Source organism: Geodermatophilus sp. URMC 62, from assembly GCF_052931475.1.
Genome location: NZ_JBRFHY010000001.1, coordinates 2067928 through 2081286 on the forward strand (window position 1 = coordinate 2067928; position 13359 = coordinate 2081286).

Annotated in this window: 13 protein-coding genes and 1 pseudogene; 10 read left to right on the forward strand and 4 right to left on the reverse strand. The window is 74.8% G+C overall.

The genetic code is table 11. From position 1 onward, the window contains the following. Positions 1-488 precede the first annotated feature (488 nt). Positions 489-719, forward strand: coding sequence for a hypothetical protein (locus tag ACU616_RS09945; RefSeq protein ID WP_446758301.1), 231 nt, complete (start codon positions 489-491; stop codon positions 717-719). Here ACU616_RS09945 and ACU616_RS09950 read toward each other — a convergent pair. From ACU616_RS09950 to ACU616_RS09960, 3 genes are all read right to left on the reverse strand, one after another. Then, positions 701-901 (reverse strand): hypothetical protein, encoded by a 201-nt coding sequence (locus tag ACU616_RS09950; RefSeq protein WP_446758302.1) that lies wholly within the window; start codon positions 899-901, stop codon positions 701-703. The genes ACU616_RS09945 and ACU616_RS09950 overlap by 19 nt on opposite strands. Before the next feature lie 69 nt (positions 902-970). Further along, positions 971-2128 carry a glycoside hydrolase family 26 protein gene (locus ACU616_RS09955; protein ID WP_446758303.1) on the reverse strand — a complete coding sequence of 386 codons (1158 nt, stop codon included), beginning with the start codon at positions 2126-2128 and terminating at the stop codon, positions 971-973. Beyond that, positions 2125-4062, reverse strand: a complete 1938-nt coding sequence (locus ACU616_RS09960; RefSeq protein ID WP_446758304.1) for a glycosyltransferase — start codon at positions 4060-4062, stop codon at positions 2125-2127. Before ACU616_RS09960 ends, ACU616_RS09955 begins: the two co-directional genes overlap by 4 nt. 194 nt (positions 4063-4256) lie before the next feature. On the opposite strand from ACU616_RS09960, the gene ACU616_RS09965 reads away from it, so the two are divergent. After that, entirely contained in the window at positions 4257-4502 is a 246-nt protein-coding gene (locus tag ACU616_RS09965) for a hypothetical protein (RefSeq protein WP_446758305.1), read from the forward strand. Here the strand turns inward: ACU616_RS09965 and ACU616_RS09970 are convergent. Further along, entirely contained in the window at positions 4468-5187 is a 720-nt protein-coding gene (locus tag ACU616_RS09970; protein ID WP_446758306.1) for a glycoside hydrolase family 3 N-terminal domain-containing protein, read from the reverse strand. The two genes, ACU616_RS09965 and ACU616_RS09970, sit on opposite strands and share 35 nt — an antisense overlap. Before the next feature lie 574 nt (positions 5188-5761). On the opposite strand from ACU616_RS09970, the gene ACU616_RS09975 reads away from it, so the two are divergent. The 8 genes and pseudogenes from ACU616_RS09975 (at position 5762) to ACU616_RS10010 (ending at position 13350) form a co-directional block, all read left to right on the forward strand. Next, a complete protein-coding gene (locus ACU616_RS09975; protein ID WP_446758307.1) occupies positions 5762-6412 on the forward strand; it encodes a TVP38/TMEM64 family protein in 651 nt (216 codons plus the stop codon). 98 nt (positions 6413-6510) lie between these two features. Then, positions 6511-7374 carry a hypothetical protein gene (locus tag ACU616_RS09980; RefSeq protein ID WP_446758308.1) on the forward strand — a complete coding sequence of 288 codons (864 nt, stop codon included), beginning with the start codon at positions 6511-6513 and terminating at the stop codon, positions 7372-7374. A gap of 63 nt (positions 7375-7437) precedes the next feature. Next, on the forward strand, positions 7438-7827 hold the full coding sequence (locus ACU616_RS09985; protein ID WP_446758309.1) for a hypothetical protein: 390 nt from the start codon (positions 7438-7440) through the stop codon (positions 7825-7827). A 327-nt stretch (positions 7828-8154) separates the two neighbouring features. Beyond that, a complete protein-coding gene (locus ACU616_RS09990) occupies positions 8155-8967 on the forward strand; it encodes an SDR family oxidoreductase (protein WP_446758310.1) in 813 nt (270 codons plus the stop codon). Positions 8968-9552: 585 nt separating this feature from the next. Next, a pseudogene (locus tag ACU616_RS09995) lies at positions 9553-10059 on the forward strand (glycosyltransferase family 4 protein); the annotation flags it as partial. 36 nt (positions 10060-10095) lie between these two features. After that, positions 10096-11766 carry a glycosyltransferase gene (locus ACU616_RS10000; protein WP_446761469.1) on the forward strand — a complete coding sequence of 557 codons (1671 nt, stop codon included), beginning with the start codon at positions 10096-10098 and terminating at the stop codon, positions 11764-11766. Positions 11767-11878: 112 nt separating this feature from the next. Continuing rightward, complete coding sequence (locus tag ACU616_RS10005) at positions 11879-12565, forward strand: polysaccharide deacetylase family protein (protein WP_446758311.1); 687 nt, start codon at positions 11879-11881, stop codon at positions 12563-12565. Then, complete coding sequence (locus ACU616_RS10010; RefSeq protein WP_446758312.1) at positions 12562-13350, forward strand: class I SAM-dependent methyltransferase; 789 nt, start codon at positions 12562-12564, stop codon at positions 13348-13350. The genes ACU616_RS10005 and ACU616_RS10010 overlap by 4 nt, the downstream gene beginning before the upstream one ends. The last annotated feature ends 9 nt before the right edge of the window (positions 13351-13359 follow it).

The window sequence follows — 13359 nt, forward strand, 5'->3', positions numbered from 1 at the left end:
GAGTGTGAGACGGGCTTCACCTGGCGGCCGGTGCCCTCGGCGCAGGTGCGCCGGGTGGCCCGTCAGAAGGTGGAGCGGCTGGAGGTGCGGGTCGTCGTCACCCTGGCGGCTGGCGGCCGAGGTGCTGTGGGCGGTGTGGAACGGCTACGAAGTCCGGCGCCCGGCTGCGGGCCGCCGAGCGGGTGGACCTCGACGACGAGCACTTGGCGCACCGCTTCACCGACGACATCGAGGGCGTCACGGTCGACCTCGCACGGCGGTGGCCGCCCGGTCAGGGGCCCCGTTTGGGCTGAGCCGCCGCGGGACGGCGCCGGTGCCGGTGGCTGAACCACTTTCGCGGCCGCTCCGTATCCAGACGCAGGGGCGGTGCGCGCGGACCACGGGGCTGCGCGCACCGCCCCGGCGCGTCAGGTGCGGTTCCTGGTGACGTTCCGTAGCCTGGTGGTGGCAAGGAGCCGCCACGGGGGTCGGGAACGGCTGGGGGAGACGTGCCGTGGTGGGGATGGGTGCTCGTCACCTGGCCGGTGGTCGCCGTCGTGGTGGCGCTGGCCCTCGGCGGGACGATTCGGCTGGCCGAGCGCCGTGAGCTGAGTGCCGACCGGCCCGACGAGGACCCGCCGACGGAGGTCCGGCGGAACGCCGTCCGGCTGGTCGAGAACCTGCCCGACCGGACGTCCGACGGGCCCACCGGCACGGACGGTCAGCGGATGCCGCGGTAGCGCACGACGCTCCCAGCACCGGCCGAGCGGGCCGTGGTCAGGTACAGCGTGGCCCGGCGCAGCACCGCACGCGCCGCGAGATCCTCCTCGAGAACGACGACGCCCACCCCCGCACCCAGCCCCGGGTGGCCGAGCGCGGCCACTCCGGCGGCGAGCCGGACAAACCACGGCGTCGAAGGCATCGGCCGGACAGGACCGGCCGGCCCCACCCCGAGGGGAGACCGGCCCGTCCTCGTGTGTCGGGGTGCTGCTCAGTCGCAGGAGGGGACGGCGTCGGCCCAGCGCCCCCACGCCGGCAGGTCGGCGCGATAGGCCGCCCGGGTGTCGGCGCCCGACGCCGCGGTCCAGTCGACGCGCCCGCCGATCTCGGGCTCGTCCTTGTCCCACTCGAACCAGTTGACCATCGCCAGTCGCGGCAGCCGCTGCGCCAGGGCGGGGTCGTGGACCTGCCGCCACCATGCCTGCTTGACCGTGAGCTCGTCGGCGCCACCGCTGCCGGGCGCGTAGAGCGCCGCGGTCTCCGGCACGGCCACCGGCTTGCCGTGCTGCACGCCGTAGGTGCCGTGGAAGTCGGGCAGGCCGCGGTCGTCGCCGGCCAGCCCGACGTACTCGCCGGTCAGCTGCGCGACGAACTTGCCCGGCTCGGGCACCTCGTTCTCGCCCCACGGGTGCGCCGAACCCCAGTGGTACAGCGACATCCCGACCCAGTCGACGGCGTCGTCCCCGGGCCAGTACGGCGCGTACGGGTCGTCGGCGGCGGTGACCGCGCCGTCCCCGTCGGTGTCCAGGGCGGCGGCGTCGCCGCTGCCGGCCGCGGCCCCGTACCGGCCACCGGCGAAGGGGTAGCCGCCGCCGTAGTTGGGTGCCCACATCGTCGCCGATCCCGGCGCGCCCGCGTGGACGGCGTCGGCGACGCGGCGGAAGGCGGCCACGTACTCGGCCGGCTGCTGGCCCCACGCGTACCAGGAGCCGTTCATCTCGTGCGCGAACCGGACGACGACCGGGACGCCGCGGCGGTTGTAGCCGTCGAGCCGGGCGGCCAGGTCGGCGGCGGCGTCGTCGGTCACCGCGGCCAGGCCGTCGTGCGGCTCCAGGGTGAGCAGCATCAGGCCGCCCTGGGCGACGAGCTGGTCGACCGCGCCGTCGAGGTTGCGGCCGTCGTCCGGGCCGAGCGGGAAGCCGGTGAAGCTGACCGCGACGGCGGGCGCGTGCCCGGCGGCCGCGGCGTACTCGGCCAGCGTCTCGCTGCCCCAGTCGAGGTTGGCGCCGAGGTAGACGCCGTCGCCGGGCACCACGGCCGCGGCCGGCGTCGGGTCGCAGGTGACCGGCGGCGCCGCCTCCTGCGGGACGACGGCGCAGCCCGTCAGCAGGGCCGCCGCGACGGCCAGCAGGGGCAGTCGGCGGGTCACGCCGGCGCCAGGGTGGACGGTTCCCACTGCTGCTCCTCCCGGGCCGCGCGCCACCTCAGCGCGCCGACCCCCATGGCCGTCGTCGCGACGGCCGCCAGTGCCGGCCAGTCGCGCCCGACGAACTCCAGCCGGTGGTGCGTGCCCTGCCGGGAGCGGACGACCACCGGGGTGATGACCGGGCTCCGGCGGTCGGGCACCCACATCGCCAGCCAGGTCTCCGTGCCGACCGGCAGGACGGCCGACCCCTCCGGCAGCCGCGCCCGCGCCCCGCCGAGGGACACGTCGACGACGGTGCCCGGCAGGCCGTCGAACAGCACCAGGAGGGTGACGTCGAAGCGGTGCCCCTCGCGGCGCTCGGTGCCGTAGCTGTCGTCGCGGATGCGCACGACCGCGGCGGTCACGAAACCGGCGGCGACACCCAGCCAGAGCACCGGCACCAGCGCGGTGCCGGTGAGGGCGTAGCGGGTGGGCGTCAGCCCGGCCATCGACAGCCCGGCGTAGACCATGCCGCCGACCAGCACCGCCAGCAGCACGACGAGCACGGCGGGGACCCGTGCCCGGGCGCGGGCGTCGCCGGTGCGGCCCTTGGCGGTGACCGCGAACGTGCCGGTGCCGCGCCGGACCAGCGACAGCGTCGCGGCCAGGTTCGACGGCAGCCGGATGACGTCGAACAGCAGCGACCAGTGCAGCCGCGCGAACCCGCGGCCGAGCAGGGTGGTGGCCACCTGCTGCAGCAGAAAGCTGCTGCCGGCCAGGCCGAGGAACACCCACGGCGGCGCGTCGACCGGGAACAGGCCGGTGACGACCACGGCGACCGGCAGCACGGCCAGCCCCGGGGTGCGCCAGCTGTCGAACCAGGCCGATAGCGAGTACGCGTAGCTCAGCCGCTGGGCGAGCGTGAGCCCGCGGCCGAGGACCGGGTTGTCCGCCCGCAGCCTCACCACCTGCATGGCTCCGCGGCCCCAGCGGCGGCGCTGGGCGTAGAAGGCGTCCGGTGTGCCCGCGGCGAGGCCGCTGGCCAGCACCTCGTTGTGGTAGGCGGTGCGCCAGCCGGCGCGGTGCAGCCGCACGGTGGTGTGGAAGTCCTCGGTGAGGGTCTCGGTGGCCACGCCGCCGACGGAGCGCAGCGCCGCCACCCGCAGCAGGGCGTTGGTACCGCACCAGAAGGCGGCACCGGCGTTGTGCTTGCCGGCCTGGATGACCCGGTAGAACAGCGACTCCTCGTGCAGCGCCGTCCCGTGCCGGAAGTGCTCGAAGGACTCGACGTTGTAGAAGTCCTGCGGCGTCTGCACCAGGGCCAGTCGCGGGTCGGTGAAGTAGGGCTTGGTGCGGGTGAGGAAGTCCGGCTCGGGCACGTGGTCGGCGTCGAACACCGCGACCAGGTCGGTGGTGACGTGGGCGAGGGCGGCGTTGAGGTTGCCGGCCTTGGCGTGGTCGTGCACCGGGCGGGTGACGTAGCGGGCGCCCAGGGCCCGGCACATGTCGGCCACCTCGGGCCGGTCGCCGTCGTCGAGCACCCAGGTCTCGTGCGGCTCGTCCATGGCCAGGACCGCGGCCACGGTGGGCAGCAGCACCTCGAGCGGCTCGTTGTACGTGGCGACGAGCACGGTCACGGTGGGGTCGGGGTCCTCCGCACGGCCGGGGCGGGTGCGTGCGGGGGAGACGTCCCAGGTGGTGACCACGAAGAGCACGAGCGCGACGAAGCCGTGCAGCTCGAGCAGCAGGAACGGGACGCCCACCCACAGTGCCCGGCCGTCGGGCATCGTCCAGCCGATCCGCCAGACCAGGTAGACGGCGGTCGCGAGAACCGCGGCGACGCCGAGCACGTGCAGCACCCGCCGGCGGGCCGGGCTCTCCGGTGCCGGCAGCTCGCCACCGGGGCGCGGCCGGCGGCGCACCGGTGGCGGCGCGACGGGCGCCGGGCGGAGGTCCACGCCCGGGGCATCGGCCCGCCGGGCGGGCCGCTGCAGGCGCCGGCGAGGCCGCTCACCCCATCGGGTCGCGCACGACCGGTCCCCGGCGGGGGCGGCCGGTGGTCACGACGGCCGGGCCACCTGCCTGACTCCATCGGATCCCGTCCGCCTCGGCACCCGACCCTCCGCGCGCCCGTCCGGCTACCGTCGTCCCGGTGTTCCGCTGGGTGTGCGCCGCCGTCGCCGGTGCGGTCCTGTCCGGCTTCGCCTTCCTCCTGGTGACCGGTCGCTACGCCAACGACGGTCCGGTCCTCTTGCGGCTGTGGGCAGGCCACGGCGTGCACCTGGGCGACCTGTTCGTCGCCACCGGCTGGGCCGTGGCGATGGCGATGCTGTGGGCCCTCGCGTGGTCGCACCGGCGTCCGGTCAGCCGAGGAGACCGGCCCGGGCCTTCGCGGTGAGCGCGGTGCGCACCGCGGCGTCGACGGTCGCGGAGAACGCCGGGTCGGCCTCGGCGCGGGCGAGGACGGCGTCGAGCATCGCCGGGTAGACGTCGGGGTCCACGGTGAGCACCAGCGTGCCGCCGGCCTCGAGGAAGCGGGTGGCGCGCTCGCCGGGCGGGATGTCCTGGACGGCGGTCGCCACGCCGACGTCGTCGGTGACCACCGGGCCGTCGAAGCCGAGCTGCCCGCGGAGGACGTCGGTGATGACGACCTGGCTGAAGGTGGCCGGCGCCGAGGGGTCGATGGCCGGGTAGGTGGCCGACGACAGCATGACCATGGGCTCGGCGGGGGAGGCGGCGAGCTGGCCGAAGACGGCCACCTGCTCGCTGTCGGCGGTGGTGACCGGGTCGGCGACCCCGGCGGCCTCGTCGGTGTTCTCGTCGACCAGGCCGAGGCCGGGGAAGTGCTTGAGCGTCGAGGTGACGCCGTGGGCGGCCAGCCCGTCGACCACGGCCGCGACGTCGGCGGCGACGTCGGCGGGGGTGCTGCCGTACTGGCGGCCGAAGGCACCGATCGGGTCGTTGTCGGCCTCGGTGCCGGCCGGCACGACGTCGGCCACCGGCGCGAGGTCGAGGGTGACGCCGGCCGCGGCGAGGGAGGCGCCGAGGCCGTCGGCCAGCGCGGCGAGCTGGTCGGGCGGCAACTTCCCCTGCTCGGCGGCGGCCGGCAGCCGCTCGAAGCCGGGCCGCGCAGCGCCTGCACCTCGCCGCCCTCCTGGTCGGCGGCCACCCACGGTCGCGGGCCGGACGCGGCGTCGGCCCAGCGGCCGGTCACCGCGGCGAGGTCCTCGGCCGGGGCCTGCGACCGGCCGGCGAGGAAGACGCCCCCGACGCCGTCCTCGACGAGCGCGTCGCCGGCGTCGAGGCCGGTGAGCGGGACGCCGACGACGAACAGTTGGGCCACCTGGGCGCGGCGGTCGAGGTCGTCTAGCGCCGCGTCGACCTGCTGGTCGACCGGGTCGGCCGCAGAGGACCGCGACCCGGTCGTCGGGGTGGCGGAGGTGGTGCTCGACGCGCTCGTCGCGGTCGACGACGGCTCGGTGCCGGAGCAGGCGGTGAGGAGGCAGATCAGCGCGCAGAAGGCCGGCAGGGACCGGGCGGGCGCGGGCGGGCGCATGGAGCTCCTCGGACGGCGGACGGGACCGGTCCAGTCTGACCCGTCGGTCCGCCGGGGTCGGGGACCCCTGGGGCACCATGGGGCGGGTGGGGAGGGCGGGGGTGCGGGCAGCCGTCCTGGCCGCCCTGTTCGCCGCCGCGGTCGTGGTGGTCCTCGTCGTCGACCTGCCGAGCGCGGACGCCGTGCGCAGCCGGGTGGAGGGGACCGGTGTGGTCGGGCTGGTCCTGGTGACCCTGGGGGTGGCGCTCGCGCTGCTCGGACCGGTGCCGCGGACGGCGCTGTCGCTGCTGCTGGGCGCCGTCGTCGGCTTCTGGGCGGGTGTCGTGGCCTCCGTCGTCGGTGCCGTGCTCGGCGGGCTGGCCGCCTTCGCCCTCAGCCGGGTGCTGGGGCGGGAGGCGGTGACCCGGCTGGCCGGCCCGCGAGTGCTGGCGGTCGACCGGGTGCTCACCGGCCGCGGCTTCGTCCCGCTGCTGGTGGCGCGGGTCATGCCGGTCCCGTTCAGCCTCACCAGCTACGCGGCGGGGCTCACCGGGATCCCGCTGGGGACCTACACGGCCGCCACGGCTCTCGGTGTCGTGCCGGGGTCGGTGCTGCAGGTGGCGGTGGGCGCCTCGGCCGGCCGGCTGCTCGGCTGGGCCACCTCACCCGGTGGGCTGCTGGTCGAGGGCGCGGTCCTGCTGCTCCTCGTCGCCGGCGGCGTGGCGTGGTGGCGCCGCAGGTCCCGGCCGAGCCCGGCGCCGGGCTCCCGCTGAGGTGCCACCGATCACGACGGCGGGCGGTTACCCTCCTCCGGCCGAGGCGCGCCGTCACAGCGGGTGTGGTCCCGGCCACCGTGGACGGGGAGGTCAGGGTGACGCAGGAGGACCTCGGGCGCCGGTACGCCGCCGACGTGGACGAGACCAGGCGGGTGTGGTCGCCGTCCGGTGAGCCGGTGCTGCCGCCGCCGCCCGGTGGCTGGCCGGTGCCGTCGCCACGGGCGGCCGCCACCACGCTCGAGCCGACGTCGCCGCCGCCGTTCGACGCGCTCCCGCCGTTCGACGCGCCCCCGCCCGGACCCGTCTCAGGTCCGGTGCCGGTGCCCGCCCCGCCCGCGCGCGGCGGGTCGCGGGGCGGCGTGCTCGTCGTCGCGCTGGTCGCGGCGGTGTCGGTGGGTGGCGGCATGGCGATCTGGTTCGCCCTCGGGGAGGGCCCCGGCGGGTCGGTGGCGCCCCCGCAGACGTCGACCGCCGCGGCCGCCGACGAGGGCAAGGACCTGGCCGACGCCGGCTCCCCGGCGCCGGCCGCGCCCACGGTGTCCCCGGAGGAGCAGGCGCTGGCCGACCTGCAGGCCCTGCGCCACGAGTCGCTGGCGCGGGTGGACCTCGACGGCCGCTGGGTGGCGCAGGTGGCCAGTAAGGATGTCGGGATCACCGACCCCCTGCAGACGGCCGCCAACGGCACCAACCAGTTCTTCGCCGTGGACATCCTGGCGGAGAGCCGCGCCGCGCTGTCGACGGTGGAGGACCCCGCAGACCTCTACGTGCTGTGGAGCACCGACTTCGGCACGACCTCCACCGCTCCTGACGGCGACCCGTACTGGGTGACGCTCGTCGACGGCGGCTTCGCCGGCGAGGCCGACGTCGACGCGTGGTGCGCCGGCGCCTACCCGCAGCTGAGCGCCGAGCAGCTGGCCAACACCTGCGTCGCGCGGCCTCTCACCCCACCGCACGCCTGAGCACGGACCGGCCACGGGTGTCCTCGTCCGCGCCCGACGGCCGGCAGGGGAGGAGCCGTCACCATGGCGTCCACCCCCGTAGCCGAGGCCGGCCCCTCGCGGAAGATGGCGGTCACCGGCGCGGCGATCGAGCTCGCGGTGGTGCACCGGGTGGAGAACGGGCACGGCACCGTGAGCGAGCCCTTCCACACCGGGCGCGCCGGGACCCTGCTGCGGGCGGCCAAGGCGTGCACCGCGGCCGGCGCCGGGCTCACCCTGGTGGTGGGGCGCTCGCGGGCCGTCGCGGTGGTGTCCGGGGCGCTGCTGGCGGCGGGCTCACTGCTCACCCGCTTCGGCGTCTTCGAGGCTGGCATGGCCAGCGCCCGCGGCCCGAAGTACACCGTCGTCCCGCAGCGCGAGCGGCTGGCCACCCGGGCGGCGCAGAACGGGCACGCGCCCACCGTCACCCGCTGATCCGCGCGGCGCCGCTGTTCGTGGCCCCACGATTCTGGGATACCCGGGCTCGAGAGTCGGGCATACGATCCTCGAGAGGTCTCACGGTCGGGTCTCCGTGCTGCGGCACGGTCCTCGTGTGCCCGGGCCTCGGGTCGATCTGGGGGCTGATGTCCGGGTGACGACCGTCTCGCCGGGGCGTCGTACCCGAGGGCATGTGTCATCCAGCGTGTTCCGACGACGTGGAGACAATCATGATCGCAGCCGTGCCGCGGGCGGTGGTCGGCGCGTGTGCGACCACTGGGACGAGCGGGCCAGGCGTGCTGGCCGTCCCCGGCGTGGTGCCGCGTGGTTGACCTCGGCGGGCGGGTCGCTCTGGTCACCGGTGCGTCGGCCGGCATCGGACGTCGCCTGACGGAGGGGTTGGCGGTCCGAGGCGTCACCGTCGTCGGAGTGGCTCGCGGGGCGGAGCGGTTGACCCGGGCCATGGCCGAGGTCGCTGATGCCACGGGGAAGCGAACCCTCGCGATCCCGGCTGACGTCACGGATCGCACAGCGGTGGACGCGGCCGTGGCGCGAGCGCAGGAGGAGTGCGGACCGATCGACCTGCTCGTGAACAACGCCGGCCTCATCGACGCAGCGGAGGCATCGTTGTGGGACGCCGATCCGGACCAGTGGTGGGACGTGGTGGCCAGCAACGTACGAGGTGCATTCCTCGTCAGCCGTGCGGTGGTCCCGACGATGGTCGCCCGGCGCAGCGGCACCATCGTCAACCTGGCCAGTGGCTCGGGGTTGCGCGCGAAACCCGAGTACTCGGCGTACTCGGTGGCGAAGACCGGCCTGATGCGGTTCACCGAGGCGTTGGCCGGTTCCCTGGCCGGTACCGGTGTGAAGGTGTTCGACCTGGCACCCGGCGTGGTCGAGACCGACATGACCCGGTCGATGGCCATGTGGCGGGGGAAGACGGACTGGACCGACCCCGAGCTCGTGGTCCACTGGGTCGTCGCGATGGCGCAGGGGCAGCTCGACCAGTGGTCGGGGCGGTTCGTGCACGCCGCTGCCGACCGTGTCGACGTCCTGGCGCACGTGGAGGGACTGGGCGACGACGCGCGGCGACTACGGCTCCACGAATGGGGATCCGAGGACACCTTCCGACGGTGACGTCCTGCTCGGCCGGCGCGGTCCGTCTGCCCAGGTGCAGCGGCCGGACTGCCACGACAGCACCTCCGGCCGGCGGCTCGCGGACGTCCGGCAGCACGCCTGCCCGCGGTCGGCCCGACCGCCTCTCCAGCTCGCTACAGACCACGGTGATCGTCGCAGTCCCGGCAATCTCCGCCTCCGGCATGCGCCACCGTCGCTCGCCGATCCCGGTGGCACCGGGGCTGGGCTGCCGTCTCCCTGCCCGCCGAGGAACTCCGGTGGGGTCGGAGCCTTCGGCGGCGCACCACCGAGGACAGCCATCGGCCGCTCGACGACCTGGAGGCCGTGAGGCGGTTGGTGGAAGCCAGGTGGGCGGAGCCGTGTACGGACCGCACCCCGTGGTCGGCGATCGCCACTGCCACCCTGCCGAGACGGACATCTGCCGCTGGCCCGGGATGGCGACACGGCTCGTCACGGCGACGAGGGCGCAGCACCGTGCGGGGAGCAGCATGCACAACCACCGATGCGGTCGCTCGCGATAGCGTGATCCATCCGGCCTCGAGCAGTCGTCGGCCGCCACCAGGAGCCTCGGGGGGCCGCGGTTCGATGAGACATCTGCACCCGGTGCGGATCCTGGTCTACTGCGGGACGAGTGAGTGGGGTGGCGCCGAGGTCGTACTCGGACACCTGCTGACCGCGCTGTCCGACCGATACGAGGTCCGGCTGCTCGGCGTGGACGGTGCCGTGCTCCAGCGCCTCGCCGCGCGACGCCCAGGCACCACCCACACCGTCCTGCCCCCTGTGCGGGGGCGGTGGGACCTGGCCGCGGCCAGGGCGCACCGGCGGGCCATGGTGCGGGCCGGGGCGGACCTCGTGCACCTCAACCTGCCCACGCCGTATGCAGACCCGTACACGGTCCTCGGCGCAACGACACTCCGGCGCACCCCCGCTGTGGCGGTGATGCACCTACCGATGCCCAGTCCGGGGCCTCGCATAGGCCGGATCGTGCGGTTCACCGCTTCGCGGATCAGCGCCGTGGTGGGGGTCAGCGCCAGGTCAGCGTGCCAGTTGGAGCAGATCCTCGGCCTGGCATCGGGCGGGGTCCGTGTCGTGTGGAACGGGGTACCCGCGCCGGGGCCGCCGCTCCGCGTGGCGGCACCCCCGGGCCGGCTGGTCGTCGGGGGCGTCGGCCGGCTGGACCGGCAGAAGGGCTTCGACGTGCTCCTGCGGGCAGTCGCAGACCTGCCGGCCGTCCACGTCGTGCTCGTCGGGGACGGCCCCGAGCGGGAGGCCCTCGAGAAGCTGGCAGCCGACCTGGGTCTGGAGGAACGCGTCACGATGGTCGGCTGGTCCGGCGACGCCCCCGGGCTCATGCGCTCCTTCGACGTGCTAGCGGTGCCCAGCCGGTGGGAGGGCCTGCCCCTGGTCGTCCTGGAGGCCATGTTCGGCGGCGTCCCAGTCGTTGCGACCCCGGTGGGCGGAGTCTCCGACGCGGTGCGCCACGAGGAGACGGGACTTCTCGTCGCGGTCGAGGACGTCGGGGATCTCACTGCGGCGCTGGACCGGCTGGAGGGCGATCCGGCGCTCCGCCGGCGCCTGGCTGCGGAGGCGGCAGCAGAGGCCGGACGGCGCTTCACCGCCGAGGCCATGGTGCGGTCGTACGAGGCGCTCTACGACGAGCTCTTGGCCCGGCGAACGGAGCGGCCCGTGTGGCGCCGATGGGGCGGACGCCGGCCGGGGGGAGGGCATAGGGCCGCCGTTCCGTCGGACGACGAGGTCGCGGCCGTCTCCGTGGGCGGTCCGTGGCCGGTGCTGGTACCGCCCCGGGCGGGCGTCGTCGAACGGGCAGCCGAGCCACCCAGCTTCTCGGTCGTCATCGCGGCCTACCAGGCGGAGGCCACCCTCGCGGCGGCCGTCGCATCGGCCCTGGACCAGACTCACCCGCCGCTTGAGGTCGTGGTCTGCGACGACGGGTCCACCGACGGCACTGCAGACGTCCTGGCGGGCCTCGGGGATGCCGTCCGCGTGGTGCGCCGGCCCAACGGGGGGGAGTCGGCCGCCAAGAACACCGCCGTCGCCGCTGCCCGGGGCGACTACGTGGTCGTGCTCGACGCCGACGACGTCTTCCACCCGCGTCGGCTCGAGGCCCTGGCCTGGTTGGCGCAGGAGCGGCCGGACCTCGACGTCCTCACCACGGACGCCATCGTGGAGGCTGACGGCGTCCCGGTGCGCCGGGCGTACCACTCCGCCTGGTCGTTCACGACGGACGATCAACGTGCCGCGATCCTGGACCACAACTTCGTCCTCGGGATGTGTGCGGTGCCCCGCGAGCGCTGGCTCGAGGCCGGTGGCTTCGACGAGTCTCTCTCGGTCACCGCGGACTGGGAGTTCTGGCAGCGCATGGTGCTGGACGGTTCCCGGGTGGGGCTGGTGGACGTCCCCCTCGCTCGCTACCGCCTGACGCAGGGCACTCTCAGCTCGGACCCGGTCCGGATGACAGAGGCGCGGCTGCGAGTGCTGGACCGCGCCGCCGGACGCACGGACCTCGACCGACACGACCACGAGGTCATCGCCCGTGCGCGGATCCGCGCGCAGGGCGAACGCCGCTGGCGACTGCTCACGCACAGCCTGGACGGGGACAGACAGGACGTGAGGAAGCATGCACTCGCGGTGCTCGTCGGCCGCGGTGAACGGCTGCGCACCCGCCTGGGCGCGCTGCTCGTCGTCGTCGCACCCGGCCTCGCCCGAAGACGACGCCTGCGGCGGACAGGTGACACGGTGGAGATCGGATCGGGCATCCGGGTACCCCGGCGCACCTGATCGGCGCCCGCACGGCAGCGGCGGCGGTGATCTCTGCGCACGTCACCGTCTCGGCCACCGCCCGCAGGACATCCGGGCCCGCAGGGCCACGCCTCGACCTATGCTCAGCCGCGTGCTTGTCCTCCCGGCCCGGTCCAGATGGACGAAGGGGGCAGTCCGCGAGGCACGCACGTCGGTCGTCGAGCGGGTCTCCGGGGCGCAGCGGTACGCCAAGCCGGGGAGCGTCGCACTCACCTTCGACGACGGGCCGCATCCCTCCTCGACCCCTCGGGTGCTCGACGTCCTCGCCGACCGTGGCGTCCGGGCCACCTTCTTCTGCGTCGGCCGCAACGCGCGTGCCCATCCGGAGGTGGTCGCGAGGATCCGGGGTGAGGGACACAGTGTGGGCTCGCACAGCTTCACCCATCCTCACCCCGCACGGACCCCGCTGTCGTCACTCTCCGCGGAGTACCGGCAGGGTCGGGAGGCCCTGGCCGAGGTACTCGGTGCGGACACCACGCTCTTCCGCCCTCCGCACGGTCATCTCGGTCTGCGCAGCGCCGCGATGCTCCGCTGCCAGGACCTCGTGCCCTGGCTCTGGAGCGTCGACCCCGGGGACTGGCGCCCAGGGGCCAGCGCCCAGCACATCGCCGCGGTCGCGAGCGCTGCCGACTCCGGCGACGTGGTGTTGATGCACGACTGGGTCGAGGATCCCTGGGGGCCCTCGGCGCTGGACCGATCGGCCACGATCGAGGCCCTCCCGCCGGTGATCGACGCCATCCGCGCACGCGGGCTGACCCTGACGACGCTGAGCACATGACGCCCTCCTTCGACTCGGTGGTTCGCTGGGTCGAGCGCCGGACGACCGAGCAGCAGCGCGAACTGCTGCGTCGCACCGCGCAGCGCATCCGCCGTCGGGGCCCTGCAGGTCTGGCGCTCCTGCACTGGGTTGAACCGCTCAGCCGCCAGTTCGGCTTCGACCGCGGGCTCCCGGTGGACCGCCACTACATCGAGCAGTTCCTGGAGCAGAACGCCCACCTGGTGCGTGGGCGCGTCCTGGAGATCGGCGACGACTCGTACACCCGTCAGTTCGGCGGGGACCGCGTCACCGCGGCCGAGGTGCTCAACGTCGACCCCGGCGTCCCGGGGACGACGTATGTCGCCGACCTGGCCGATGCCCCCGCTCTCCCCTCGGATGCATTCGACTGCGTCGTCCTCACGCAGACCCTGCATTTGATCTATGACATGCCGGCCGCAGTCCAAACCGTGCACCGCGTCCTGCGCCCTGGCGGCGTGGCCCTCGCCACGGTGCCAGGCATCAGCCAGCTCTCATCCGACGGGTGGGAGGAGTCCTGGTACTGGTCGTTGACGCCGCTCGCCGCAGGGCGTCTGTTCGGTGACGTCTTCGGACCGGACAACGTGGAGGTGTCCTCGCAGGGCAACGTGGCCGCGTCCGTGGCGTTCCTGGAAGGCATCGCCGTGCACGAGCTGCGCTCCCGGGTGCTGACCCGTTCCGATCCTCAGTTTCCCCTGCTGGTCACGGTCCAGGCCGCCAAGCCGGCGGAGTCGGTCCGGCCGGGCGCCCGCGATGGCCCCCGGACCTAAGTCCTGCCC

What these genes read in the sequence shown, in the direction of transcription:
- ACU616_RS09950 (WP_446758302.1), bottom strand. Translation starts at nt 901, where the DNA reads ATGCCTTCGACGCCGTGGTTTGTCCGGCTCGCCGCCGGAGTGGCCGCG.
- ACU616_RS10010 (WP_446758312.1), top strand. Translation starts at nt 12,562, where the DNA reads ATGACGCCCTCCTTCGACTCGGTGGTTCGCTGGGTCGAGCGCCGGACG.
- ACU616_RS09985 (WP_446758309.1), top strand. Translation starts at nt 7,438, where the DNA reads ATGGCGTCCACCCCCGTAGCCGAGGCCGGCCCCTCGCGGAAGATGGCG.